Raw genomic sequence first — 24,858 nt, forward strand, 5'->3', positions numbered from 1 at the left:
AACATGGATAGACTGACAACAACCGCTTACGGATCGTCATTTGTGGCACTATTTGGTGGCATGACGACAAACGATGTAGCAATGATCGGCGGCTTGATGGTCGGCGTAGCAACATTCGCTGTAAACTGCTACTTCAAACGGGAGCATCTAAAAATCGCCAGGCGAGAAGCACAAAAAAGGGAGCTAGATTAGCTCCCTTTTTTTATCGACTCGCAACACAAAGAGTGTGTCGTTTGTGTGTCGGTCTCGATTTTGAAGGTGAAAAAACCTTTAAAATCAAATGCTTATTTGGTGCGGATGGGGGGACTTGAACCCCCACGACCGTAAGGCCACTAGCACCTGAAGCTAGCGTGTCTACCAATTCCACCACATCCGCAGTACTGAGAATTTGCTTTATCACATGTTGTATAAAAATGGTGCGGATGGAGAGACTCGAACTCTCACGCCGTGAAGCACTGGAACCTAAATCCAGCGTGTCTACCAATTCCACCACATCCGCATGTCGTGATAACGGCGAGAATCATACCGATATTTGTTTATGATGCAAGCTTTTTTATTGGCTTTTGGGGGCTATTTTTAGCGGTGATGAAAGGTTTTTTCCTAGTCTCAAACGAGGACATTAGTAAGGAAAAATGCTTTAATACCGCCTCTTCAAATCTGTTTGTTTTAGCTGAGTGACTTGATGGAAAGCAGTTCGGTTTCGACCCTGATGGATCCGCTAGATTTAGCGACTTTTTTTGTTTTTATCACCTGTTGGTGGGGCTATGCATTTTATGCTTTGTATAATTCGAAGCGTAAGTCCTGCTTAGTGAGCGTGTTACATCAATTCCGTCTGGCGTGGATGTCGCGTTTGTTGCGACGGGATAATCGCATCGCTGATTCTTCTGTGATCGCGAATCTTGAACGCAGTAGTTTGTTTTTTGCCTCGAGTTCATTGATTATTATTGCGGGGCTCTTTGCTGGTTTTAAGTATTCTAAAGAAGCGTTAGAAGTGCTGTCTGATATTTATTTGATGGCACCCAGTAGTCGGCAGGAATGGGAGATAAAAATCATTATTCTCGTGCTGATTTTTGCCTACGCCTTTTTTACCTTCACTTGGTCGGTTCGTCAGTATAATTTTTGCTCCGTACTGGTGGGGAGTGCGCCTCTGGCCACAGAGCGGGGGATAGAGGAAAGCGAGCGCGAGTTGTATGCGATGCACATGGCGAAAGTCTGTAGTCTAGCAGCCAATCAATTTAATTATGGTTTGCGAGCTTATTACTTTGCGATGGCCTTTAGTGCGTGGTTTATTGGTCCGTATTTTTGCATGGTTGCCAGTATTTTGGTGGTAGGGGTGTTGTATCGCCGTGAATTTCGTTCAAAAACGTTTAAAACGCTGAGTCGAGGGTTGGTTATTAAATCTCATGCTTCCTAATTTCCCAAAACCGTTACCAGAAGATGACCGTCCTACAAATCGAACGGTCAAGATGGACGATCGGCTTTATCAGTATTTGGTGGATGTCTCGGTTCGCGAGAATGATATCTTAAAGGCGCTACGCCGAGAAACTGCGCAATATCATATGGCACGTATGCAGTTGTCACCGGAAGTCGGGCAGTTGCTGGCATTGTTGGTTAAATTGCAGTCTCCTAAGAAAATTCTCGAAATTGGCGTGTTTACTGGCTATAGCACCTTGTCGATGGCCATGGCGATGTCTAAAGACGCGTCGTTAATTGCTATTGAGAAAAAACAGATGTGGTTAGACATTGCGACACGCTACCTCGAAGAAGCAGGCGTGATGGATCAGGTGACGACCTACTGCGATAAAGCTTTACCCGTTATGACGTCGCTTCTTGAGACAGACAGTGGCAGTTTTGATTTTATCTTTATTGATGCGGATAAGAAAAACTTGCTTGATTACTATGAAGGGGCAAAACAACTCTTGCGCCCTGGTGGGTGTTTGCTGATTGATAACACCCTTTGGTGGGGCAATGTGGCGGATGACGCTTTTACCGATAAAGATACCAACATTGTACGGGCGTTGAATAAGACGATTCATGCCGATCATACGGTGGATTTGTCGTTGATTCCCATCGGTGATGGCCTAACGTTAGTACGTAAGCATTGAGAGTCGCCTGCTGATGCTTCTCTTGTTTTCGCTCTAAATCTCTCTTTTTAAAGACTTTCTCCTGCTTTTTTAAGATAAGCCTCTTGAAATCACTTCAAGAGGCTTTATTTATGTTTCACCAGTGAAACGAAATCCCCCTTTGGCGGCTTGCCAGAGGTTCATTAAAATAGGAGCAAGTTTAAAGATGGCAACTGATACTCAAAAAGAAACGTTAGGGTTTCAAACGGAAGTAAAGCAGTTACTTCATTTGATGATCCACTCTTTGTATTCTAACAAAGAGATTTTCCTACGTGAGCTGATTTCCAACGCGTCTGACGCCGTTGATAAGCTTCGTTTTGAGTCTGTCGCTAATGCAGACCTTCTTGCAGAAGACCCCAATTTACGTGTTCGTGTTGAGTTTGATAAAGAGGCCAATACGGTTATTATCGATGATAATGGTGTGGGTATGTCCCGCGAAGAGGCGATTGCCAACTTGGGTACCATTGCCAAATCTGGCACGTCAGCGTTTCTTGAACAATTAAGCGGTGATCAGAAGAAAGACAGTCAGTTGATTGGTCAATTCGGTGTGGGCTTCTACTCTGCCTTTATCGTTGCGGATAAGGTAACGGTTGAAACTCGTCGTGCTGGCGCAGCTAAAGACGAAGCGGTACGTTGGGTATCAGACGGTACTGGCGAGTTTACTGTTGAAAACATTGAAAAAGAGACTCGCGGTACTCGCATCACCTTGCACCTTAAAGCCGACGAGAAAGAGTTTGCCGATAACTACCGCCTACGCTCTTTAGTAACAAAATACTCTGACCATATTTCTATTCCTGTTGAAATGGAAAAAGTGGTTTATCCAGAAATGGATGAAGAGGGCAATCCTAAGCCAGTTGACGAAAACAAAGCACCGGAATTCGAAGCCGTTAACTCAGCGAAAGCCCTTTGGACTCGTTCGCGCAACGATGTTTCCGACGAAGAATACAAAGAGTTTTACAAGCATATTTCCCATGACTACCAAGAGCCTCTTAAATGGTCGCATAACAAGGTAGAAGGTAAGCTTGAATACACCAGTCTGTTGTACATTCCTTCTAAAGCGCCTTACGACCTCTGGAATCGCGATATGCAGCGCGGTCTGAAATTGTATGTTCAGCGTGTCTTTATTATGGATGAAGCAGAGGCGTTCTTACCTCCTTACATGCGTTTTGTAAAAGGGGTAGTGGATTCAAACGATTTGTCTTTGAACGTATCTCGTGAAATTTTGCAAAATGACCATGCCGTCGATTCCATGCGTTCTGCTCTAACAAAACGTGTATTGGATATGCTGGGTAAAATGGCGAAAAATGAGCCAGAAACCTACCAGAAATTCTGGGATGAGTTTGGTAACGTGATCAAAGAAGGCCCAGCAGATGATATGGGCAATAAAGATAAGATTGCTGCTCTACTACGCTTTAGTACGACTCATACCGATGCACCAGAACAGACAGTATCTCTTGCTGACTACATTTCTCGTATGGCTGAGGGGCAAGATAAGATCTATTACATCTATGCGGAGAACCATAATACTGCGAAAAACAGCCCACACTTAGAGATTCTTCGTAAGAAGGGCTTTGAGGTCTTGTTGTTGAGTGACCGTATCGACGAATGGATGATGTCTTCTCTGCAAGAGTTTGAAGGTAAGCATTTCCAAGATGTTACCAAAGGCAAATTGGATTTAGCCGATTCTGAAAACGAAGAAGAGAAGAAAGAGAAAGAAGAAAAAGCAGAGCAAATTAAGCCGCTTTTGGATCGCATGAAAACGGTTCTTGAGTCTAAAGTCACTGCTGTAAACAGCACTGACCGTTTGACCAACTCTCCCGCCTGCTTGGTCGTTGGTGAGTATGATATGGGTCTGCAAATGCGTCGTTTGCTTGAGCAAGCAGGTCAAAAATTGCCTGAATCCAAACCTAGCCTTGAGGTGAACCCTGATCACCCAATTGTGGCGAAGATGGATGCCGAGACAGACGAAGATCGCTTTGCGGATATGGCGTGGTTGCTGTTCGAGCAAGCCACTTTGTCTGAAGGTGGTCAGCTGGATGATCCTGCAACGTTTGTTAGCCGCATGAACAAACTGATCGTTCAATTAAGTAAATAGTCTATTGAATTTACGCTTTAGATTCTTCGGTTTAGGTTTTATTTTTGGCAGCCTATGAGCATTAGCTAAATTAAAATCGATACACCAATTAAAGCCCTTGCTCCGTGATGAGCAGGGGCTTTTTTTGGCCTTGTTGTGACGCCAGGGTCTGGGGCAAAGAATAAGGCTGGTTTGCAAAGTAAGATAATTTTGTTTAGCGTGATGTTTTTCATGTCATATTAAATAGTTCAAAGGAGTGAACGATGTTGAGCAAGGTGTTGCTAGGGTTAGTTGTCAGTGTAGGAGTGTTGTTTTCATCCTTCTCAAACGCACAAATGGATGTGCAGTTAGCAAAGCGTTACGGCGATGAAAAGGGGGCTTATCCTGTTACGGATTATCTGGTGAGTGAAAAGTATGATGGAATTCGTGGGATTTGGACGGGCACTGAGTTATTGAGTCGTCAAGGAAAGCCGATTCATGCGCCTGCTTGGTTTATTCAGGCATTGCCCAAAGGGGTTTGGCTTGATGGAGAGCTATGGTCCAAACATCATGATTTTCAGTTCGTTGCCTCCGCTGTCACTAAAGATGAGCCCATCGATTCTCAGTGGCATAAGATTTATTACATGGTGTTTGATGCACCAGATTATAAGCACAATTTTGCTGAGCGCAGTCAGCGTTACGCGCATATTGTGGAAGCTATTCATGCCCCTTTTGTTAAAGCCATCAAACAATTTACCGTACCGGATAACCAAACATTAAGTCATGTACTGGACGAGTATGTGAAAAAAGGGGCTGAAGGGTTAGTGTTACACCGTAAAGCGGCGATGTTTCAAAGTGGTCGCACTGGTAACCTATTGAAGCTCAAGCCTTATATGGACGATGAAGCAACCGTCATCGGTAAGACACCGGGGCAAGGCAAGTACAAGGGCATGCTGGGAGCGTTAATCGTTGAAATGCCTTCTGGTACTCAATTTAAAATAGGGACGGGGTTTACGGATGAAGATCGTGCCAATCCACCTCATATTGGCGATGTGATTACTTATCAATACCATGGTTTTACCAAACGCGGTATTCCTCGCTTTGCCAGTTTTATGCGGGTTCGTTATCCTGCAGAAGATAGGCCCATCAAATAGACAGCGTCATAGAAACAAGCTGTCGAGGATACATTATCTACTGCTCTAAAGAAAAGTTACATGAGAAAATTGAAGGTGGGACTGCAATCATGAGGTGTTTTCGCATTATTCTTGACTATAATTAACAAATGGCAATATAAGATAGGAAAAATAAGTAGATTATTTGAGTTTAGCGATTTTTTTTTGAGATAAATTACTGTGTGAAACGTTATCTTGTTAACTGGTGCAGATGGTTAAATTGATATTAAGTGGTGTAGCAATCTTCAATCATCTCCACTGGTTTATCGTGTAGTAGAACGTATTGCTCTGTGGGAGTTGAGCAGATTAGAAAGATTGATTATTGAATGTTCATGGGAAGGAGTCAATGAATGTTATCTAAACATAACCTTAAACTGCAGTTGTGATCATGTATGTCAAAGTTTCAGGATGAAGAACAGCAAGCAACAGATGCTGAAGTAGAAGACGCTATTAATTGGCTTGTTCGTCTTACTTCTGGTGATGTGACGAGTCAAGAACTTAAGGATTTTGAAATCTGGCGTAGGGCTGACAATCGTCATGAAGTGGCCTTATCTGAGGCGCGTCACTTATGGGTGAGTATGGGGACCCCTTTAGAAAGCTATTATCAGCCGGATGATATTGCCTCTTTTTCATCAGAAGAAGGTTTTCGTTCCTACTTTTTTCGCTGGCAGATTATATTGCCTATATTGCTGATCTTATCGATAGGTGTATTTGCTCAAAACTGGTTAACTCGCTGGCAATACGATCAATATACCTCAACAGGAGAGCAACGAATGCTTTCCTTAGAGGATGGAAGTAAGATGTGGTTGGATGCGGACAGCGCTGCAGATATTTATTTTAGTGCAGGTAAACGTTTTGTTCGTCTGGCGTATGGTGAAGCCTTTTTTGATGTTGTTCATAATCCTTTACGACCATTTATTGTTGAGGCAGGGGCTGGAAAAGTGAAAGCTCTTGGCACCAGTTTTGGTGTCGAGCGTGGTGATAACTCTATGACGGTGACCGTAGAAAGAGGCAAAGTTGAGGTGAGTCATAACGGTTCTTCTGATATGCAGCTAGATGCAAATCAACAGGTTAAAGTGATCGATGGGATAAGTGCTGTCCAAATCAAAAAAGTTAATGCTGGCCAGGTACTGGCATGGCATACGGGAAAATTGGTATTTGAAAATCAGTCATTAAGTAGCATACTGTCGGTGCTTAAGCATTATGATAAACGAGTGATAATGTTTGACAGTGACACGCTTGCCAATATTAAGCTAAGTTCTATTATAGACATACATCACCTTAAAGAGTGGTATGATGGTTTGCAACAATCATTGCCCGTTAATGTCGATATACTTGGGCCTGTCGTCTGGGTCAGGAAACGTTGATTATTAGGGAAGCGCTGGTTAATAGTAACAGTATTTAAGAGTATTAAGGCAGCTTTGGCTGCCTTAATTTGTTTATAAGTTAGATGTCATCTTCGTGTTCAGCTAGTTCTTCAATTGACCGTATTGTCCATTGACCACCTTTTTGCAAGTGCATCGCCTGATTATGAAAAGGCAGTAGGCTGGGGCGGTGTCCGACACTAATCCAAGCGGATCCTGTAGTTTCTAATAGCTTATAAAGTGCTTTTTCTGTTGGTAGATCCACTGCACTGGTAGATTCATCGAGAAACACATAGCGAGCTTTAAGGAGTAGCACTCTGAGAAAGGCAATGCGTTGTTGCTCTCCAAGAGATAGAGTATGAGGCCAGTCTTTTACAGTATCCAACGAACCATGACGTGTTAAGAGGTCCTCCAAGCAAACTTTGTTTAATAGCTTTTTTAGTTCGTCATCGTTGACAGGAGACTTCTCTGCAGGATAATAAAGTTGGCTACGTAAGTCACCCTCAAAGGTATAGGGGCGCTGTGGTAAAAAAAGACAGGTATTTTCCTCCATAGGAAGAGAAATGGTTCCAGTACCGTTGCTCCACAATCCTGCAATCGCTCGCAACAAGGAACTTTTACCAACGCCAGAGCGACCAACAATTATTAATCGGCAGTCCCTATTTAATTGTAGGTTAAGTTGATTGACGAGGGATTGTTCTCCTTTTGGAGTTTTAAGATTGACATCTTTTAACTGAATAGTGTCACTTTGTTTCAGCACGATGTGATTGTCTGGGTCCTGTTGATTACTCTTTAATTTGAGAAATGCTTCATGGATTTCTGCCACACGTACCATATGAGGAACGGCTTGACTTAATTGGGGAATATAAGATGATAATACCGTTAGGCTATCGACTAGCAAGGTGGCAGAGGCTGTTGCTTGGGCGATGGTGCCATAGCTTATTTCTCCATTAAAATACATTGGCACCAGTACAATTAGTGGAAGATAATTCCAAACTACGCCGACACCATCGTTCATGAGATTCAGATAAATTGAATAAATCATATTACGCATTTGTTTTTTGACAACATTTTTCATGCGTGCGCTAATATTGTTAGTTTCTGTTTCCTCGCCGCGATAAAAAGCGATGTTCTCGGCATTGTTGCGTACATAGGTTATACCGTAGCGCAGATCCGCTTCGGCAACGGTTATGTCAAATTGTTGCTTTATAATGGGCTGGTTCATCAGATAAATTGCGAGAGATTGAAAAATAGAAAAACCAATCACACAAAAAAACAGCGAACTGGATATGCTTACCATGATGCTGGTTTGTACTCCCATGTTGCTTATTGAACCGAGAACTTGAAGAGGGAATGCGCCAATAATATCGCAAACTGGCCCAACTTCTTCTTCGATACGTTGATCTGGGTTGTCGATCTTTTCATCTTGTAGTATATGAAAATAGGTTTGCCGATATAGATAGTTACCGATCAAATATTCAGTCAGCCAACGCCACCAATGTAAAGATAGTAACGCACCGACAAGGCTCTGTATGACTCTAGCACCAAATATGATAACGCCAAAGAGTGTTGACCAAGTAAATAATGACCAGTACAAAGAGCTTTTCTTATCGACTAATGCGTCAGTTACTTCGCCAGTAAGCTTAACAACATAGGCATTAGCCCAACTAAAACCTGCTATCATAAGGCATATAAAAACGACAACCAGCCATGATTTCCATGCGCCTTTGCGCGTCCAATAGGGTTTTGCCAGCATCAAGGCCCGACGAAAGAACAGCCAATTAAGCTTATGCCTCTGCTTGTCGTTTTCAAGTTCCGATAACATAATGGCCATATTGTTTTCCTTTTAATTAATAAAATAGATAAATGTCAGACCGTGCCGATTTGAATCACGCTGTCAGTGTTGGGTCAGGCCTTAATGCATGGCGTTGAATAGGGTTGTTTGTTGTGTGAGTTGCCATTTACTGTCAGGTAACAAGTGAAGCTTTTGGTTATGGAATCTCAATAGTGTTTCGCGATGACCAACGCTCACAAAGGTAATGTCTAGTTGCTTCAATACTTTGTAGACGTGTTTTTCGTTCTCTACATCCATTGCGCTTGTTGCTTCGTCGAGAAAGACATAGCGTGGTTTGCGTAAGACGATGCGCGTGAATGCGATTAACTGTTGTTCACCGAGGGAGAGCACCTTCCGCCAATCTTTAATGCAATCTAAACCTCCGTGTTTCGCCAGAAAGTTGGGGTGACCTAAGAGAGTAAAAGCTTCCTGTATGTCTGCGTCGTCGAAGCTTCCTGTGTTGCTAGGGGTAGGGTAGAGTAGCTGTGAGCGTAAGTCTGCTAGATGCATGTAGGGTTGTTGAGGGATAAACATTAATTGTCGCCAATGAGGTAGCACAACCTCACCTTGTCCTCTATTCCATAACCCTGAAATAACCCGCAGCAGAGAGCTTTTACCCACCCCAGTTTGCCCAACAATGACGGTATGATGGCCTGGGAGAATTTTCATCGTCAGATCCTTGACAAGTTGTTGTTCGCCGTTAGGGGTCTCTGCATTGATTTGATTTAGCTCAATATGGTCGCCCTCAATATAATGGATACGGTTTGTGTTGGTGTTCTCTTGAGAGAGTGCCAAAGATTTTTCTTGAATCTCAGCCAGTCGCATTGCGCTTGGCATAACACTAGTTGCAGTTGGTATTAGCTGAGAAATGACTGATAGCCCCGACAAGACTGTCGACGCTGCAGCTGTTACCTGGCCGATTGAGCCGTAGGATATATGACCCTGGAGGTAGAGCGGAACAACAAACAAGATAGGAAGCAAATTGAATATTAGAGAGAGTACTTCGTTAACGGCACTCATATTTATATTATTGTAAAACATGAGTTTAAGCTTAGCCTGCATAACGTCCTTAAGACGCTGGTTCAAGTGTAATCTCTCGCTGCGTTCACCGCGATAAAAGGCAATGGTTTCTGCATGATCGCGTACAGCCATTAACTTTGTGCGCATATTGGCCTTAGCGACAGTCACTGCCCAGTTCAGTTTAATGGTTGGGTTATAAATCCATATTGTTACGAATGTATTAACGATGGCATATATAAGGATGAACCAAAATAGCCCCGTGGAGACGTTTAAAATTATGCTTGCCTGCACGGCAATGTTCGTTAGAGAGCTGATAACAAACTGGGGGAGGCCGACGATTGTTTGGCAGACATTAGCTACTTCATCTTGAATACGCTGATCTGGATTGTCTATAAACTTACTTTGCTCAATCTCATAATAAGTTCGGTTTCGCATATAGGATTGAGTTATTTGTTCTGTCATCCATTGACGCCAATTCAATACTATCCAAGAGCTGAAAAACCCAGTTACGCTGGAGAGTAATATTCGCATAAAAACGACAAATGTCGTCCAAATCATTAGACTCCAATAAATACTAGCATTCTTGTCAACGAGTGCATTGGTGTAATCTGCGACTAAGTAAGAAACATACCCTCCTATAATACCGATAGCAGCAGAAGAAAAAAGCAGCATTATAACGATTAGCCATGATTTCCAAGCTTCGTTTCTGGTCCAATAGGGGAGACTCAAGTCATATAGTCGACGAAAAAGTAATCTATTCAGTTTGTAACTGCGTTCATCGTTCATTTGATTTGTCTCAATAGGCATTTAAGCATCCCAGAAGGTATTTATTCGTGTTTATGAAACGATTGAGAAGAGAAAAATCCACAGAATGCTAATAAAAATTGTGGGAAACCGAGACGTGACGCGTTTTATAGGTAACAACTTATTAGCGTTTTTTTTTAGTGTGGATACTATATGAACAATCAAGCTAATGCAGAGGCTGAATTAGTCGCAAGTGTACCTGATCTTGCATTTCAACGTTTTAAACTGGATAACGGCTTAACGTTATTAGTACATGAGGACCATCAAGTGCCAATGGTTGCAGTGCATGTTGGCTATAACGTTGGCGCTAAAGATGAACCAAAAGGAATGTTTGGCTTTGCGCATTTGATGGAGCATTTGATGTTTTCGGGTAGTGAGGCATTGCCTGGTAGTTATATCAGTCATCTGGAGCAGGCCGGATCACAAGGACTTAATGGCGTAACCAACGCAGATATGACCCAGTTTTTTCAGTCCGTTCCTGTTGGATCCCTTGATTTTACTCTGTTTGCTGAGTCTGACCGCATGGGAGCTTTACTAACCGAGTTGACAGCAGAAGCTCTAGAGACTCAGCGCGATGTGGTGACTCGGGAAATGGAAGAGGGAGAGTTGCAACCTTATGGTTCGGTGCAAGGGGCTATTTTGCGACATTTGTTTCCGGCCGAGCATCCTTATGCTCATAAGGTTGCTGGAGAGTATGATGATTTACAAAATATTGATTTTACTCAGGTAATAGGATGGCTATCAAAGTTTTATAGACCTAATAACGCCGTTATTACATTGGCGGGTGACATAACGGCAGAGCAAGCTCTTGCGAAGGTAAAAGAGTATTTTGGGCATATACCCTCTGGTCCCGCGCTAGAGAAATGTGATCGTTGGTTACCAATATTATCTAATGAACGTCGTGTTACTGTGCAAGATCGTGTGGAGTCAACATTGCTGCGCATTTGTTGGGTTGTCCCACCTTATATTGAACAAAGTACCATTGCCTTAGAGCTATTTGCTGGGCTATTGGTGGATACAGCCGAGTCGCTGTTGGTTAAACGTTTAATGGTAGAGAACGCTCTGGCGACTGATATTAGCGCATTTATCGAAACAGGCATGCTCGCTAGTTATTTTAATTTACGAATTGTGTTGCCTTCTGATGTATTGCCTCTTGACGTTGAGCGTATTGCTCTGCAGGCATTGCAGGATATGTTACACGAGGGGCTCAATGCAGAGTCATTAAAATATAGCCAATATGCTTTTCTGCAATCAGTTGATGAGGCTTGGTCCGATAATCTGTCTTTGGCTGCGGAGCTGGGTAAGCATGAAATGTATCCAAGCAAAGCAGAAGGCGCTCAATTACGAGTTAAGCAAGCAATGATGATGTCTGTCGATGACGTGTTGTCTGCTGCAAGTGAATGGCTAGGGCGAGGGCGTTTGGTACTAACAGTTGAGCCTTATTCCTATCTTGGTGAGGCGTCTTTAGCAACACTCGCACCTCGTACACCGCCCGTTATAAAGGTTGCACCGATGAAAAAAGTCACTACAACTCAGGATTTTGTGTTGTCTAATGGGCTACGGGTGATCCAAAACGAATCGGACGATGCCTCTATGGTGAGCATCAGTTTGATTGTCAATGCAGGATCAAAATACGATCCGGTGGGTAAAGAGGGACTAGCGAATTTAGTAGCAGGTCTTGTGTGTGCTAATGAGTCGTTTCAGCAGCAGATACAACAACAAAATCTATTTTATGAAATAGATGTTAGTGTGGAAAATGTTGCTCTACGTATGCAAGCTCAAGCAAAGAATGTTGGTGCTTTATTGAGTCTACTCTCTGATACAGTGACGAGGGCTTGTTTGCCGCTAGCCGATGAGATGCTTATTAATAGTCATCGTGATTATTATTTGAAAATGATAGAAACGCAAGAAGTTGTGCAATGGGTGTTGCCTATGATGACGTTTGCACCATCGCATCCATTGAGACGTCCTGCTTTTACACTAGGTAGTAGGGCATCAATACAGTCTCTCACTACCGATAGTGCGCAAACCTTCTATCAAGCGCATTATCGACCTGAAAATGCCACCTTAATGATTCATGGATCACTGCCTGAATCTCAACAAGCCACACTTTTAGAGTTGTTAGAGAGCCGCTGGGTATCAAATAAAAGTGAGCTTTCCTCCGAGATCTTGCTATCACCACCGTCACTTGAAGGGGCATTGGTGTTGGTTAATCAACCAGAATTCCCAGTCGTTAATTTGAACACTTTTTTTGTTTTGCCAGGGAGAGGAGGGGGGGATGATGCAGCGACGCAATTAATTTACCCGTTATTGGCTGCTAGTTTTGGCTCGCGGATAAACTTTAGTATGCGAGAGGTATATCGGCTGACTTATAACGTGGTAGGAATGCAGCATGAATTTCCAGAAACCCGATTGTTAGGTTTTGAAATGGTGGTAGGGGTAGACAGTATCGTGCCGTCAATACGTGCAATTTGTCAGGAACTTCATGAATTACTGACGACTAAACCATTAACCATAAAAGAAATGAAGGCGTTAGTTCAAAGTGAATGTTTGCGCCTGAGTAAGCCAATTAATGATTACGAGACAATGTGTCAGCAGGAGTTATTGGTTCGTCAAAAATTGGGTAAAGATTATTGGCTTGAATTAGCAGAGAAAATTCAGTCAATCAATATTGAGGACGTTAATAATTTAATTAATAAGTTTCTTTTACCAAAAAAAGGAAAATGGATTATACAGGGGGATGTGGCACGCTATTCCAACGAGCTAGAATCCATGTTATCTCTGTCTGCTAATTATGTTTTTCAATATAAAGATGAATATTATTCTTAGTATTTTAGTTATTTTATCACTTTTTTCGCACAAATTTGATGAGTTTTTGCTTCTGATTCGTTCAATTAAGGACAACGTCAACTTTCATCATACAGGGTAATACAATGGGAACAAAAAATTATAATTCATGGTTGATGATAGCGGTACTTAGTAGCAGTTTTGCTACGAGTCCACTGTTATTTGCACAGAATGCCAGTGTGAAAGCAAAAATTGAAAAAAAAGTTTTAAATAGTCATGATTTCGATATTCCAGGCGGGCCTTTGAGTAATGCTTTATTAACTTTTGGTCAACAAAGTGGTTTGCAGTTGATTGCACCTAGTAATTTAACGACAGGGCTATCGAGCACAGGCGTCAAGGGTAAATATCAGTCTGATGAGGCTTTGCGTGCCTTATTATCTGGTACCTCTCTGGCGTTTAAATATATCAACTCTAATACAATTGAAATATACAGTGTTGCCGTTGTATCTCCTAAAGGAACTCAAGTACTGGGCACGGTACAGGTTAATGGTACTAATGTTGATACCGCTACAGTAGATGAGGGCGTGAATGGCAGTCGCGATATTACGGCGACCGAAGGTTCTAACAGTTTAAATGGCAGCATACTGTCCGTCGGGTCGAAAGGGCCGACAAGTATTAAAGAAACCCCTCAGTCTGTGAGTGTTATTACGCAAAAAGCCATGCAGGAAGAAGGTATTCAAAACCTGAATGAGGCCATGCAACACGCTACAGGGATAACGACTCAGCAGAATGGTAACTCTCGTTCAATGTCGTTTTATTCCCGTGGCTACCAGATTACTAATATGCAAATCGATGGTGGATCGCCTATTGATATCTCAGGGAATTCACAGGTAGGCTATCGTTTTCAGCCAAATTTTAATATGGCAGAGTACGATCATGTGGAGGTGTTGCGAGGGGCTGATGGGTTGTTTAATGGCTCCAATGGTGCAGGGCCTGGTGGTGTGGTTAACCTTGTGCGTAAAAGACCGCTTGACCATTATCAGGCAATCTGGGAAGGCTCTGTGGGGAGCTGGGATCATTATCGTAATGTGCTGGATGTGAGTAGTCCACTAGGTTTTGATGGCAAAGTACGAGGAAGAACCGTATTAACTTGGGATAAAACTCATCATTTTTATAAAGAGGCATACGACGATAATAAAAGCATTTTTGGAACACTAGAGGCAGACTTAACTCCCAGTACCCTTTTAAACATTGGTGGAAGTTATAGCCAAATGCGCGGTGTGCCGTTTTATGGCGGTTTGATGATGTATGCAAATGGCAAAGACTCTAAGCTTCCAAGAGATACATCGTATACATTTCCATGGACTAAAAATGATAATGATACCCTTGAGCTTTTTGGCTCGATTACTCAGACATTTAGTGATCACTGGAATGGAAAGATCAATTATACTCGCTTAGCACAAAAAAATTACAATATTTCAGTACAGGGAGTCTCTTTTGGTGGCATCCCTCTAGACGGTACAAGGCTGGGAGTATCGGCAACTTCTAATCGGACTCATAGTTATCAAGACTCGCTTGATGCAACATTAAATGGCCAGTTTATTGTGTGGGGTTTACCGCAGAAAATAACGTTGGGGGGGAATTATCAGCGTATTCGTTCGGATATAACATATCCATCAGATTATGACCATTATATTTTGCCTGATGATTTTACCTATGATCCTTTTAATTGGGATTATTCCTACCCTAAGCCTAATATTCCGGCATCTAACTATGCCTTAAAGGGCTTTGATAACTTAAATCAATGGGGGCTTTATGCGCGTATTGAGATCACCCCTTGGAAGCCGTTGCACCTTATTACGGGACTAAGATTAAACAGCTATCGAACAGAGGATCTTCAATATCAGAGTGGTGTGGATGCTAACGGTAACTTCGGTCCGCAGCCATATAAAACAAATAGTTCAGGCCATAGTTTCGAGAGCCCATACTACGCTATCAGCTATGATATTAATGATAACTGGAGTTGGTATGGCAGTTATACTGATGTATATAGTCCGCAACTTGATGACATTGGTTTAGATGGAAAGGCGATAGGCCCTATAACGGGTAGCAACTATGAAACGGGTTTAAAGTTCGCCCAGCCTGACGGTATGTTAAATGCTTCTTTGTCGCTTTATCGGAGTCAGCGTTCAGGTTCAGGGGTGCAGATTAGTGAATCTCAAGTTGATTTAGGTGGTGGTCGTACTGGGTATTATAAGAATTCAACCTCACCGGATATTAGTGAAGGGGCTGATTTAGAGATTAGCGGAACGCTTAAACCTTGGTGGCAAATGACCTTAGGTTATACGTACAATATTTCTCACCAAGGTGAGCAAGGGGCGGACGGTAAAGGTAAACCTTTACAGACCTTTATTCCGAAACATATCTTTAAACTGTGGAATGATTTTCACTTTAATTCCAGTGAGCTATTAAATCGTTTTCAGTTTGGTGTGGGTGTTCGCGCTCAGTCTGCCTCTTATGTTAACGGGACGTACTTCGATGATGAGAGTTTTGAACTTCATCCTTATCGCTTCAAAAGTAGCTTTTATTCCGTGTGGTCAGCTCGTGTAGGTTACAATATTAATAGAAATTGGAACATTGCTTTGCTTGCTGATAATCTATTTGATCGTAGATATTATCAGACATTAGGTAATGATTTTGGTAACTATTGGTATGGAGAGCCTCGCAACTTCATGTTGACTTTAACTGGAAAGTTTGAATAAAAATTTTCCCCTTTCTGTTGTTCCTTTTAGAACCCCGATATTGTCGGGGTTTTTTGTGTTTGCCCAGCGAAGCTAGCAACCCCATCAGGTTGAAAGAAATCTGTCTCAGGCTTAGGCTGTGGTTGAAGGTGGCATTGTTAACATGTCGTCAGTGTTCGTGCCTAGGGAAGACTGGCATCGTATCCGGCGCGTGCATCAATGGACGACTTAAAGCTTAAGAGCATAATAATGAGTAATCTTATGCGTTACGTAGATACACAAGCTGTCTGATCAACAGGAGACGTTTTATTGGTTCACTAGGAATGATGAGGGAAGTTTTTGTAGCTTACTCTGGTAGATTGCCTTTACAACAGAGCAGAACCTGCATTGAATGTTACCAACATGTAAGGCTAAGAAGATTATCCGCATTTGGCACGCAGCGTTTTAAATTGAAGATTGCATCACTATTGGTAGTGATACGAAGTATGCAAGAGCCGTATATAAGGTTTGTTCGTACGGTTCTGTGAGAGGGATAAGGTGGTATCGCCTCATCCTACTTGATATGCAATTATTTATGTTATCAGTCAGGAGTCAATAGCTTTCTTTCAGAATTATATAAGAGGATAGTGGGCAGAAAAATTGACTATCTGTTTGAGAATGATTCTTTACCTACACCACAAATTTAGACTGTTTTTTGTTACATCTAATCTTGATAGACAGATGCCAATAAAAGAATAGAGTTTTAGTATGTCTTTTTTATAAAAATAAAGAGTAGGGGCAAAAGAAAAGGTCTGAGGATAATATAAACTCAGACCTTGTTATTGTTTCTTTTTTGCATTATCAGTGTCATGCAAGGTGGAGCAGAAAATGTGCTTATCCGATAAAACGATATTGCTCGTGTGTATCTGGAGCTTCTTTTAATAGTTGTATAAAGCGTTTTTGCATGCCTTGGTTAAGTTTATTTTGTATGCTCGAAACGTGTTTGTTGAAAGTAGCTTCTTTTTCAGCAAACGCCGTAAACTCAGGTGCTTTCTGTGACCACCGAAGGCATAGCTCTTTGAATAATAGTTCGTAATCTTCTTCGGAAATATCAATGGGGATCTGTGGTTCGATCCAATTCCAACGGTCATTTGCCATATCAAGCTCTTCTAGACTCCAGCCAGATTTCAATTTTTCGGAATATATTTGACATTCAGCTAAGTTGTAAATGATCGCCTCTATGGCTTGGTTGTCTTCTATGGACGTTCCTGGAAGGGGGGATAGGAGTGCAAGTATTGTGCTGTAATGGAAGGAAAATTGATGACTTTGCTCTGCTTGTGCAAGAAATTCATTGGCTTGTGTTTGTATTGCAAGCCAGCTTTTTCTTGGTGTCGATTTGCCTGCCAAGTAGTCTGTTACCAGGCTAAGCCAGTGCTGACGAGCGTCAAGAAGTGTGTCGGGCAGGAGTGTTTGCCAAGGTGTCTCATTACTCGCTAGCCAGTTAAAGATCATTTGTAGCGCGACATGGCTATAGTCTTTGCCGATTGTCAGAGCATTAGTGAGCTCATTGATCTGTTTTGGCGTGGTGTAATCCATAACTTCAAGCCATACGGCCAGTGAAGGGGGGAGGCCTGTAACACGCTCAAAGACATCATAGGATTCTTGCCCAGCTAGAGCATATGGAGTAGTGAGCAGATTCTCAGGGCGAGGGAAGTTGTAGCATGAAATCTCGCCAGCAAGGGCTTTTTTTTGTATGCGTTGGGTCAAAAAAACAAATAGTGCTTCATCCTGGTAAAAGGAAGGCCATTTGTAGGCTTCTTTAATGACGATTTCTTCTGAGTCTTCAACATCTATGTCCTGTGCTCGTAACCAATTATTAAGATCGGATGGTGAATCGACACCGATTTTGCGCGATACTTCTTTGCCTCTGTAGAATAGAATTAAAGTGGGAATGCTGCGTACACGAAACCGAGGTATGAGGCTTTCATACTTTTCAGTGTCCAGTTTTGCAACAGTAAGTTGCCCAACTGTATTTTGAGCAATTTTTTCCAGTAGAGGGGCTATGGTTAGGCAGGGCCCACACCAAGGTGCCCATAAATCTAGCAATATAGGTGTCGTTGTGTTGTTTAACACATCGTCCACTGTGACATCTGTTAAATTGATAATAAGGTTAGACATATTAACTCCGGTTTAGTAGTAACAATTAGACAACAGCTGTGAGGCAGAAGTTGTATCTGGGGGGATTAGTCATAGAGATCATTGTCCGAATCAGTAATGATGTTTAAGCTATAAGGAGAGAATTGTTCGGCAAGCTGTTGCTTAAACGATTTGATGTCCCCTGCAATAACCCAAGTAAGTTGGTCTATAGAAAATAAAGTGCGTGCCAGGGTGTTTATCTGTTGTTCACAGGCTTGACCGACTTGTTGTTGGTGATGTAGCCAAAAATCATCTGGCATATCATTACGCACTAACCAAGAGGTCATAGTATTTAGCCCTTGAAGGCTCTCTATTGTGCTGCAAAAGCTTAATAGCGTTGTGTCTCTTGCCGTATTCAATTCCTCTTTTGTTATCGGTCTTTGATTGGTTAACGCTTCATACTCATTGCGAATTTCGTTAATCGCATCACAGGTTTTGTCTGCTTGTACTTCTGTTTGAATGTAGTGCACTCGGTGATGTGGATCATCGATCAGGTTTCCTCTTGCACCGTAAGTCCAGTTTTTTTCTTCGCGCAAGTTCATATTAATTCGTGAAGTAAAGCCACTGGCAAAAATGGTATCCAGTAACTCAAATAGAGCTTCATTCTTATTTTCCGCCACACCCGGTATTAAGGAGGCGGCAATGATAGAAGTTTGTGCTGCGTCTGGAACATCAAGTAAGAAAACTCGTGTATTTGTTGGGGGATACACAGTTGGAGATGGTATTATTGTTCGGGGCCGACAGGGAATTTTGCCAATTGATTGATTCAGTAATAGCAGCAGTTCATCTAATGTAGTATCACCAGTTACCACTAACGTGGCACCGTTAACATTAAGCAGTTCTGGGAGGGCTTGGTTGAGTTCTGCTAATGTTGTTTGTGTAAGGCTTAGTGCTGTGCCTTCGATTCCTTCAGCGACTCGACAAGCGTGACCTCTTGGGTAGATTAGTCCCGGCAATACTCTTAAAGCTTGCGCACTAGCTGTATTTTTCTGTTCTTTTAACACGTTTTGTAACAATAAGCGTTGGCGAAGAAAATCTTCTTCAGTGAGTATGCTGTGTTGGATGCGATCATTGAATAGTTTTAACGCATCAGAAAAATTAGCCACTCGGCAGGAAAGCTGCAAAGAGATGTGTTGCAGCTGATTACGAAGGTGGATGCGACAGCCAATATCTCGACAGGATTGATTAAATTCAAATGCATCTTTTTTGTCTGCACCGGCTTCTTCTAATAAGTTAAGTAATAATTGATATTGTCCAGGGCGTGTCTGCAGGGCTTTTGGTAATAGCAGGTTAAGACAAATATCACTGTTACTGTGGCGTTCAAGCAGTACCAGTTTCATGCCATTATCAAGAAGCGCGTGCTGTATTGCAGGCATTTGTGTCGGTTTTGGTGGCAGAATAGCTGGAGGATGCGAGCGATCAGCAGCTATGGCTGCACTATCCTTCTGTACTGAGAAAGCCTCAATCTCTAATGTATAATGTGGGCGCGTTAACCAGTATTGGGAGGCTCGTTGGATTGCTTCTGGTTGAGCTTGACGAACGTCTTCTATTAGTTTTTTATAGGCACTGGCGTCACCAAGCATAACGTGAGTACTGGAGAGTAAAGCGGCAATTTGTGCTGAAGTTTTATAGGATTCATCAAACGTAATCAGAATATCATGTTTTACTTGTCGAAGTTGTTCAGCATCGCAGCCAATTTTAATGAAGTCGTTTACTTCTTCCAATAAGCGCTTTTCAAGTTCTGTTAATCTAGTGTTGTCGGAAACCGTTGCGGTAATAATGAATTGGCTGCAAAGTGATGTATTGGTGACTTCTGCTTGTATGGTGCTGGCGATGTTGTCTTCATGTACTAACTTCTTAATGAGTAAGGAAGAGATTCCTGCTGCAAGATAATCCGCTACTATGATGAATAAAGTATGGTCAAGGGTACCAGCGGGTGGAGTATTCCATATTAGCATTAACGTGCTATTGGCTACTTTTGCTTGAAAGCGGTCCCGTCTTTGGGGGGATATATCAGCAATCCAGCTCACTGGCCGAGTTATTGGGGGGCCAGGAGGTATATCTCCAAACCAATGCGTCACTTTATAACAAGCAGTTTCAAGATCAATGTCCCCACTAAGGGCTAGTACGGCATTTGAAGGGGTATAGTAGGTTCGAAACCACTGCTGAATATCTTCTAATGTGGCAGACTCTAAATCGTCTTTTTCTCCAATGATGGTGTGTGCGTAGGGGTGATCTTTTGGAAAGCAGCCTTTGGACTTGCATTCATACAGTTTTCCATAGGGACCTGCCTCGGTTTCCATTTTTTCGTTGAGAACTACTCGACGCTGTTGATCTAATGACTGCTGGTTGATGGTGTTATAAAAATGCCCCATTCTGTCCGACTCCATAAAGAGTGCATAATCAAGAGAGCCGACTGGTACGGTAAAATGGTAGGTCGTGTTATCGGCTTCCGTAAACGCGTTTAAGTTTGTGGCACCAGCACGTGTCATGTTTTCAAGAAAAGAGCCTTGAGCATGTTCACTACCTTCAAACATTAAGTGTTCAAAGAGATGAGCAAACCCTGTTTTGCCTTTAGGTTCATCTTTTGAGCCAACTTGATAGATTAATTGTAATGACACTAATGGAACATCGTGGTTTTCTGACACTATTACGGTCAGGCCGTTATCCAATGTAAAAGTGGTAACGGGAATATTGATGTCAGCAAAGGGCTCATTCGCATTATCTGTTGGCTTTGATTTAAATGATGTTGTCAAAGTGTATCCTCTCAGATGAACGGGTTTCTGTTAGGGTGAAATATCGATGTAGGTACCCACTCTTCCAGCAACTCAGTTGGGGAACTATTGACAATGAAACGAGTGAGGGCGTTATTCTCCGCATAAGTTAGGTTAAAAAAATTCCTTCATAGGGAGTAGATCTGTATTACAACTCTTTGAAAGATGCTTGCATTCCTTTATAGACGCAGTTTATTTGACAATTTCACTGAAAAACTTATATCTATTCGCCCCTCAACTAGCACCCTTTGTTTTCATTATTGTGACTGATAGTTAATTATTTTATGGTTTTATTGATGAAAAACTGTATTCGATTCGTTTCTTTCGTATAGCTAGTAAAGACTGGTTATAAGGCGATCAGTTTGCATGAGCAGTGCATTCTATAATTTTTGCTTTATGTGTGAGGAGTGAGTGTGAATAGCTTTTTAATAAAACAGATTGGGTTGCAAACAATAACAAAAAAAAGGGCCTATATAGGCTTCACTTTGTTCCTAGCTTTAATGGTATCTATGACAGTGCAAGCGGGTGATCTTTCAACAGATGTTGGTACAGATAGTGCTGCTGTTGTCTTGCCTAGTTCTAATACTGTGAATTCATCTCCTGATGGGGAATCAAAGGTAAGCACCGAAGCGCCAGTAACGGTAAACAATGCATCCAATGCAAGTGACTCATCACCTGCTACGTCCTCAACACCTGTTCTTACACCGACAACGGATAGTGTCAACTTACCTGTCGCTAATCAGTCAACCTCTACAGTACAAGACTTCTCTGCTGTTGCACTTTATGACCACGCGGATCGTATTGTGAAAACGGTTATTTTAATTCTCATCTTTGCCTCTATGATGAGTTGGAGTATATGGTTAGGCAAAACATGTGAGCTTTTATCTCGTCGTCGTCGTTTGCAAAAGAGCTTGGCGGCTGTTGGAAATAAGCGTTCCCTTCATGACTGTAGTGACTTTGCTATAGAAAATTGTGAAAGGATGAAAGAGATGGCTTTGGCAGAGCTTAACCATATAAATGGATGTCTTTCTTTCCATTCTATAGAGGCTATTAAAGAACGTGTACAAGCTCGCTTTCAGCGTCTAGAGGCGTCCGAGTCAAGACGAGCCAGTCGTGGTGCTAGTGTTCTTGCAACAACCAGTGCTGTTGCGCCTTTTGTCGGTCTGTTTGGCACAGTGTGGGGGATTATGCATAGTTTTATCTCTATCGCACAGACTCAAACCACGAATCTAAGTGTGGTTGCCCCAGGCATTGCCGAAGCGTTATTTGCAACTGCGCTAGGGTTAGTTGTTGCGATCCCCGCAGTCATTCTCTATAACATTCTTGGTCGAATGATTACTGGCTATCGTATCATTGTCTCGGATGTAACGACTCATACCTTATGTTTGCTTAGTCATGACCTTGAAGCGTTGCAAGATAAACAACATAACAACCCTCTGACAAGTGTGGCGTAATTATGTCTTTTTCCCCTCAATCTTCAGATAATGACGATCTTGATGCAATGGCAGAGATCAACGTAACGCCTTTTATCGACGTTATGCTGGTACTACTCATTATATTTATGGTGGTTGCACCTCTCTCAACTGCAAATATTAAACTGGATCTTCCATCTACTACGTCGAAACAGCAACCTAACAATGTTTCTCATCCCATTACTGTGAGCCTGAAAACCAATGGTGATATGTATATTGGGGATGATAAACAGAGTAAAGTCGGTTTTGTTGGAGCACTCGATAAAGAGGTAAAGGGCGATAAAAATACACGTATTTTTATTCGTGCAGATAAAGAAATAGATTATGGTCGTTTAATGGCTTTTATGGACTTATTGCGAGATGGTGGTTACACCAAAGTCGCCTTAATTGGCTTGCCGAGTACTGGAGCAGGTAGTAAAAAATGACCAGTTCCAAAGCTAGGAAGGATAGGTTGCTGTGGGTTATCAGTCTTATCATAGCCACAGGTGCTCATTTACTGGTATTGCTTTACATTCTCAGTAAGCCTACTCAGCCTGTGAATGCTAAGAGTAGTGCGGCGGCACCAATTGTCGTTACTATTGCGGCCATTTCTACAACAGCGCATTCAGCTAGCATTGACAGTGTTGCACAGCAAGCTAACGAGCCACCACCACAGGTGGAGGATGCCCCAGTTCCTCCATCTTTACCGCTAAAGCTGCATGCCGCGGTAAAAGAAATAAAAAGTGCCAAAGTTAAGGTGGCTGTCAACGACACTAAGCCAAAGCTTAAACATAAGGTTGAACACAAGCCCAAGCCCAAGCCCAAACATAAGGTTGAACATAAGCCCAAGCCCAAACCCAAACATAAGGTTGAACATAAGCCCAAACCGAAGCCGGAATCCAAAAAGCAAGTTGTTGTAAGGCAACAACCGAAAAAAATAACCAAGCCAGCCGAAATCACTACTCCAGAGACAACTCGAAGCAACAGTAGTGAGTTGGTTGCAAAGAAAAACCAAGCGCAGAGGGTTGGGGCGGCGAGCAATCAGTTAGCAGCATTAAAACAAAGCTGGCAGTCAGAAATACTGGCTAAGTTGCAGAAAATGAAGCGTTACCCTGGTTATGCGTTACGCATGAAGCAACAAGATACTGTGCTAGTGAGATTCTTTGTTGATAGGGATGGGAATGTGCTTGATTCATCCATTGTAAAAAGTAAAGGGTATGCATCATTAGATAGGGAGTCATTGCAGTTGCTTGATCGTGTAACACCATTACCGAAGCCGCCAGCCAGTGCTTTTGTTGGTAATTTAGACCGTATTGAGTTGATTGTCCCTATCTCTTTTACCATTAGGAATAGCTGAAGAAGAAAAATTGATGTCATTTTTAGAAGTTAAATATGGCATCAACTTTTATAGTGTTTTAAATAAAGTGGTATTTTTGGGATAGTAGAAGTAGGCTTCTTGATTAATTTTTTGAACATCTTAAAGGGAGAATTTAGAAAATTATTGATTTTTTGAGGTGCGGTAATTTTACAAATTTTATTGTTTGGATATTTGTGTTAACCGTTGGTTATGTCTGAATTTAGATGTGAGGTTATAAAGATATCGATAATTATTTTTTAAGTATGGGTTTTGGATGAATATTTTGATCTTAATGTGACTTTTTAATGAAGTTCATGCTTTAATTTATAGGCGATAAAAAGCTAAAGAGCACTTTAAATTGTGTTTATTTAGTAAAAATGCTTCATTTAAAATATAAAGAATCAGAGCTGTGAAGAGGATAATGATACACCCTTGCATAATAATTTTCTGTTTTAGTAGATTATAAGTTGCTTTTATTATTTCGAAAGGACAACTGAATCACCTCTTGAATTAAAAGGATGAGGCGATTTTTATTTAGCCGATATGCCATAATGATGTATCTGTTATTTTTTCTTCATTACATCACGGCACAACAATACGGCTTTAACAACATACTTTTCTACCAAGCTTCGAGATACACCTAGCTTTTCGGCTATTTCATTGTGAGTCATACCTTCAACTCGACTCATGTAGAGAATTTCGCGAGACTTCCCGGGTAACGAAGCAAGAGCATCGTCAATCTGATTGATTTTTTGTCTGTAGTGCAAATTATCTTCAGGAGAGTACATGTGGTTTTCAAACAGTTCGAAAGTTCCTTTTAGCAGTTGAGCGCGACGTTGTTCGGTGCGAACATGGTCAATAGAAGCATTCAAGGCAATCCTAATAAGATAATTACGGGCATCATCATGTGTTGGGAATTGATCTGCCAATTTTAGAATTCGAAAGTACATGTCCTGAGTGATGTCTTGAGCAACCTGCGCTGAGCCTGTACGGTGGGAGACTATTTTTTGTAAGGTTGGATATAAATCAACAAAAACATCTACAACTTCATTATTGGCTAGCACTGTTTTTACTCCTAGAAATGCGTTAAATTAAATTATGTATCAATGTAAAATATTTTCTGAATATATTCTAGTGATATTTTCTTATAAATGCATAAGATTATATAAAAAGAGTTTTTTACATTTGAACCGAGGGATATGC

At 41.8% G+C, this 24,858-nt stretch carries 16 protein-coding genes and 2 tRNA genes; 11 read left to right on the forward strand and 7 right to left on the reverse strand.

The features are described 5' to 3' along the window. Positions 1–3 precede the first annotated feature (3 nt). The gene (locus JHD45_RS19735; RefSeq protein ID WP_199478197.1) at positions 4–192 is read left to right on the forward strand and encodes a phage holin; all 189 of its coding nucleotides are present in this window, start codon (positions 4–6) and stop codon (positions 190–192) included. Positions 193–289: 97 nt separating this feature from the next. On the opposite strand, the gene JHD45_RS19740 is transcribed toward JHD45_RS19735, so the two are convergent. Both JHD45_RS19740 and JHD45_RS19745 read right to left on the reverse strand, forming a co-directional pair. Beyond that, positions 290–376 (reverse strand) — tRNA-Leu (locus JHD45_RS19740). 38 nt (positions 377–414) lie between these two features. Then, positions 415–499: transfer RNA gene (locus tag JHD45_RS19745), tRNA-Leu, on the reverse strand. Between the two features lie 183 nt (positions 500–682). On the opposite strand from JHD45_RS19745, the gene JHD45_RS19750 reads away from it, so the two are divergent. From JHD45_RS19750 to JHD45_RS19770, 5 genes are all read left to right on the forward strand, one after another. Further along, positions 683–1,414 carry a DUF599 domain-containing protein gene (locus tag JHD45_RS19750; protein ID WP_199478198.1) on the forward strand — a complete coding sequence of 244 codons (732 nt, stop codon included), beginning with the start codon at positions 683–685 and terminating at the stop codon, positions 1,412–1,414. Next, positions 1,404–2,105 carry an O-methyltransferase gene (locus JHD45_RS19755; RefSeq protein ID WP_199478199.1) on the forward strand — a complete coding sequence of 234 codons (702 nt, stop codon included), beginning with the start codon at positions 1,404–1,406 and terminating at the stop codon, positions 2,103–2,105. Before JHD45_RS19750 ends, JHD45_RS19755 begins: the two co-directional genes overlap by 11 nt. A 184-nt stretch (positions 2,106–2,289) precedes the next feature. Next, positions 2,290–4,218, forward strand: a complete 1,929-nt coding sequence (gene htpG, locus JHD45_RS19760) for a molecular chaperone HtpG (protein WP_199478200.1) — start codon at positions 2,290–2,292, stop codon at positions 4,216–4,218. 242 nt (positions 4,219–4,460) lie between these two features. Next, positions 4,461–5,330, forward strand: a complete 870-nt coding sequence (locus JHD45_RS19765; protein ID WP_199478201.1) for a DNA ligase — start codon at positions 4,461–4,463, stop codon at positions 5,328–5,330. A 410-nt stretch (positions 5,331–5,740) separates the two neighbouring features. Then, positions 5,741–6,715, forward strand: coding sequence for a FecR family protein (locus tag JHD45_RS19770; RefSeq protein ID WP_199478202.1), 975 nt, complete (start codon positions 5,741–5,743; stop codon positions 6,713–6,715). Between the two features lie 79 nt (positions 6,716–6,794). On the opposite strand, the gene JHD45_RS19775 is transcribed toward JHD45_RS19770, so the two are convergent. Next, positions 6,795–8,546 carry an ABC transporter ATP-binding protein/permease gene (locus JHD45_RS19775; RefSeq protein ID WP_199478203.1) on the reverse strand — a complete coding sequence of 584 codons (1,752 nt, stop codon included), beginning with the start codon at positions 8,544–8,546 and terminating at the stop codon, positions 6,795–6,797. 81 nt (positions 8,547–8,627) lie between these two features. Further along, positions 8,628–10,373, reverse strand: coding sequence for an ABC transporter ATP-binding protein/permease (locus JHD45_RS19780; RefSeq protein ID WP_199478204.1), 1,746 nt, complete (start codon positions 10,371–10,373; stop codon positions 8,628–8,630). A 150-nt stretch (positions 10,374–10,523) separates the two neighbouring features. Here JHD45_RS19780 and JHD45_RS19785 point away from each other — a divergent pair, with 150 nt between their 5' ends. Beyond that, positions 10,524–13,199, forward strand: a complete 2,676-nt coding sequence (locus JHD45_RS19785; RefSeq protein WP_199478205.1) for a M16 family metallopeptidase — start codon at positions 10,524–10,526, stop codon at positions 13,197–13,199. A 104-nt stretch (positions 13,200–13,303) separates the two neighbouring features. Further along, positions 13,304–15,919 (forward strand): TonB-dependent siderophore receptor, encoded by a 2,616-nt coding sequence (locus JHD45_RS19790; protein ID WP_199478206.1) that lies wholly within the window; start codon positions 13,304–13,306, stop codon positions 15,917–15,919. Positions 15,920–16,771: 852 nt separating this feature from the next. Here the strand turns inward: JHD45_RS19790 and JHD45_RS19795 are convergent. Both JHD45_RS19795 and JHD45_RS19800 read right to left on the reverse strand, forming a co-directional pair. Beyond that, positions 16,772–18,055 carry a thioredoxin family protein gene (locus tag JHD45_RS19795; protein WP_199478207.1) on the reverse strand — a complete coding sequence of 428 codons (1,284 nt, stop codon included), beginning with the start codon at positions 18,053–18,055 and terminating at the stop codon, positions 16,772–16,774. A 65-nt stretch (positions 18,056–18,120) separates the two neighbouring features. Next, the gene (locus JHD45_RS19800) at positions 18,121–20,829 is read right to left on the reverse strand and encodes a M16 family metallopeptidase (RefSeq protein WP_199478208.1); all 2,709 of its coding nucleotides are present in this window, start codon (positions 20,827–20,829) and stop codon (positions 18,121–18,123) included. Positions 20,830–21,260: 431 nt separating this feature from the next. Here JHD45_RS19800 and exbB point away from each other — a divergent pair, with 431 nt between their 5' ends. Genes exbB through JHD45_RS19815 form a run of 3 tightly spaced genes read left to right on the forward strand, consistent with a single transcriptional unit; the run spans position 21,261 to position 23,655 of the window. Next, on the forward strand, positions 21,261–22,301 hold the full coding sequence (exbB, locus tag JHD45_RS19805) for a tonB-system energizer ExbB (RefSeq protein ID WP_325097340.1): 1,041 nt from the start codon (positions 21,261–21,263) through the stop codon (positions 22,299–22,301). A gap of 2 nt (positions 22,302–22,303) precedes the next feature. Continuing rightward, a complete protein-coding gene (locus JHD45_RS19810) occupies positions 22,304–22,744 on the forward strand; it encodes a biopolymer transporter ExbD (RefSeq protein ID WP_233407952.1) in 441 nt (146 codons plus the stop codon). Next, positions 22,741–23,655 carry an energy transducer TonB gene (locus JHD45_RS19815; RefSeq protein WP_199478209.1) on the forward strand — a complete coding sequence of 305 codons (915 nt, stop codon included), beginning with the start codon at positions 22,741–22,743 and terminating at the stop codon, positions 23,653–23,655. The genes JHD45_RS19810 and JHD45_RS19815 overlap by 4 nt, the downstream gene beginning before the upstream one ends. 563 nt (positions 23,656–24,218) lie before the next feature. On the opposite strand, the gene JHD45_RS19820 is transcribed toward JHD45_RS19815, so the two are convergent. Continuing rightward, complete coding sequence (locus JHD45_RS19820; RefSeq protein ID WP_199478210.1) at positions 24,219–24,719, reverse strand: RNA polymerase sigma factor; 501 nt, start codon at positions 24,717–24,719, stop codon at positions 24,219–24,221. Between the last annotated feature and the right edge of the window lie 139 nt (positions 24,720–24,858).

The sequence above is a fragment of the Marinomonas spartinae genome (assembly GCF_016461715.1).
In the GTDB taxonomy this organism is placed as follows: domain Bacteria; phylum Pseudomonadota; class Gammaproteobacteria; order Pseudomonadales; family Marinomonadaceae; genus Marinomonas; species Marinomonas spartinae_A.

Coding starts and splice junctions, on each gene's coding strand:
- JHD45_RS19790 (WP_199478206.1), top strand. CDS start 13,304: ATGGGAACAAAAAATTATAATTCATGGTTGATGATAGCGGTACTTAGT.
- JHD45_RS19750 (WP_199478198.1), top strand. CDS start 683: ATGGAAAGCAGTTCGGTTTCGACCCTGATGGATCCGCTAGATTTAGCG.
- JHD45_RS19780 (WP_199478204.1), bottom strand. CDS start 10,373: ATGCCTATTGAGACAAATCAAATGAACGATGAACGCAGTTACAAACTG.
- htpG (WP_199478200.1), top strand. CDS start 2,290: ATGGCAACTGATACTCAAAAAGAAACGTTAGGGTTTCAAACGGAAGTA.
- JHD45_RS19785 (WP_199478205.1), top strand. CDS start 10,524: ATGAACAATCAAGCTAATGCAGAGGCTGAATTAGTCGCAAGTGTACCT.
- JHD45_RS19735 (WP_199478197.1), top strand. CDS start 4: ATGGATAGACTGACAACAACCGCTTACGGATCGTCATTTGTGGCACTA.
- JHD45_RS19815 (WP_199478209.1), top strand. CDS start 22,741: ATGACCAGTTCCAAAGCTAGGAAGGATAGGTTGCTGTGGGTTATCAGT.
- JHD45_RS19765 (WP_199478201.1), top strand. CDS start 4,461: ATGTTGAGCAAGGTGTTGCTAGGGTTAGTTGTCAGTGTAGGAGTGTTG.
- JHD45_RS19755 (WP_199478199.1), top strand. CDS start 1,404: ATGCTTCCTAATTTCCCAAAACCGTTACCAGAAGATGACCGTCCTACA.
- JHD45_RS19775 (WP_199478203.1), bottom strand. CDS start 8,546: ATGGCCATTATGTTATCGGAACTTGAAAACGACAAGCAGAGGCATAAG.
- JHD45_RS19795 (WP_199478207.1), bottom strand. CDS start 18,055: ATGTCTAACCTTATTATCAATTTAACAGATGTCACAGTGGACGATGTG.
- JHD45_RS19810 (WP_233407952.1), top strand. CDS start 22,304: ATGTCTTTTTCCCCTCAATCTTCAGATAATGACGATCTTGATGCAATG.
- JHD45_RS19770 (WP_199478202.1), top strand. CDS start 5,741: ATGTCAAAGTTTCAGGATGAAGAACAGCAAGCAACAGATGCTGAAGTA.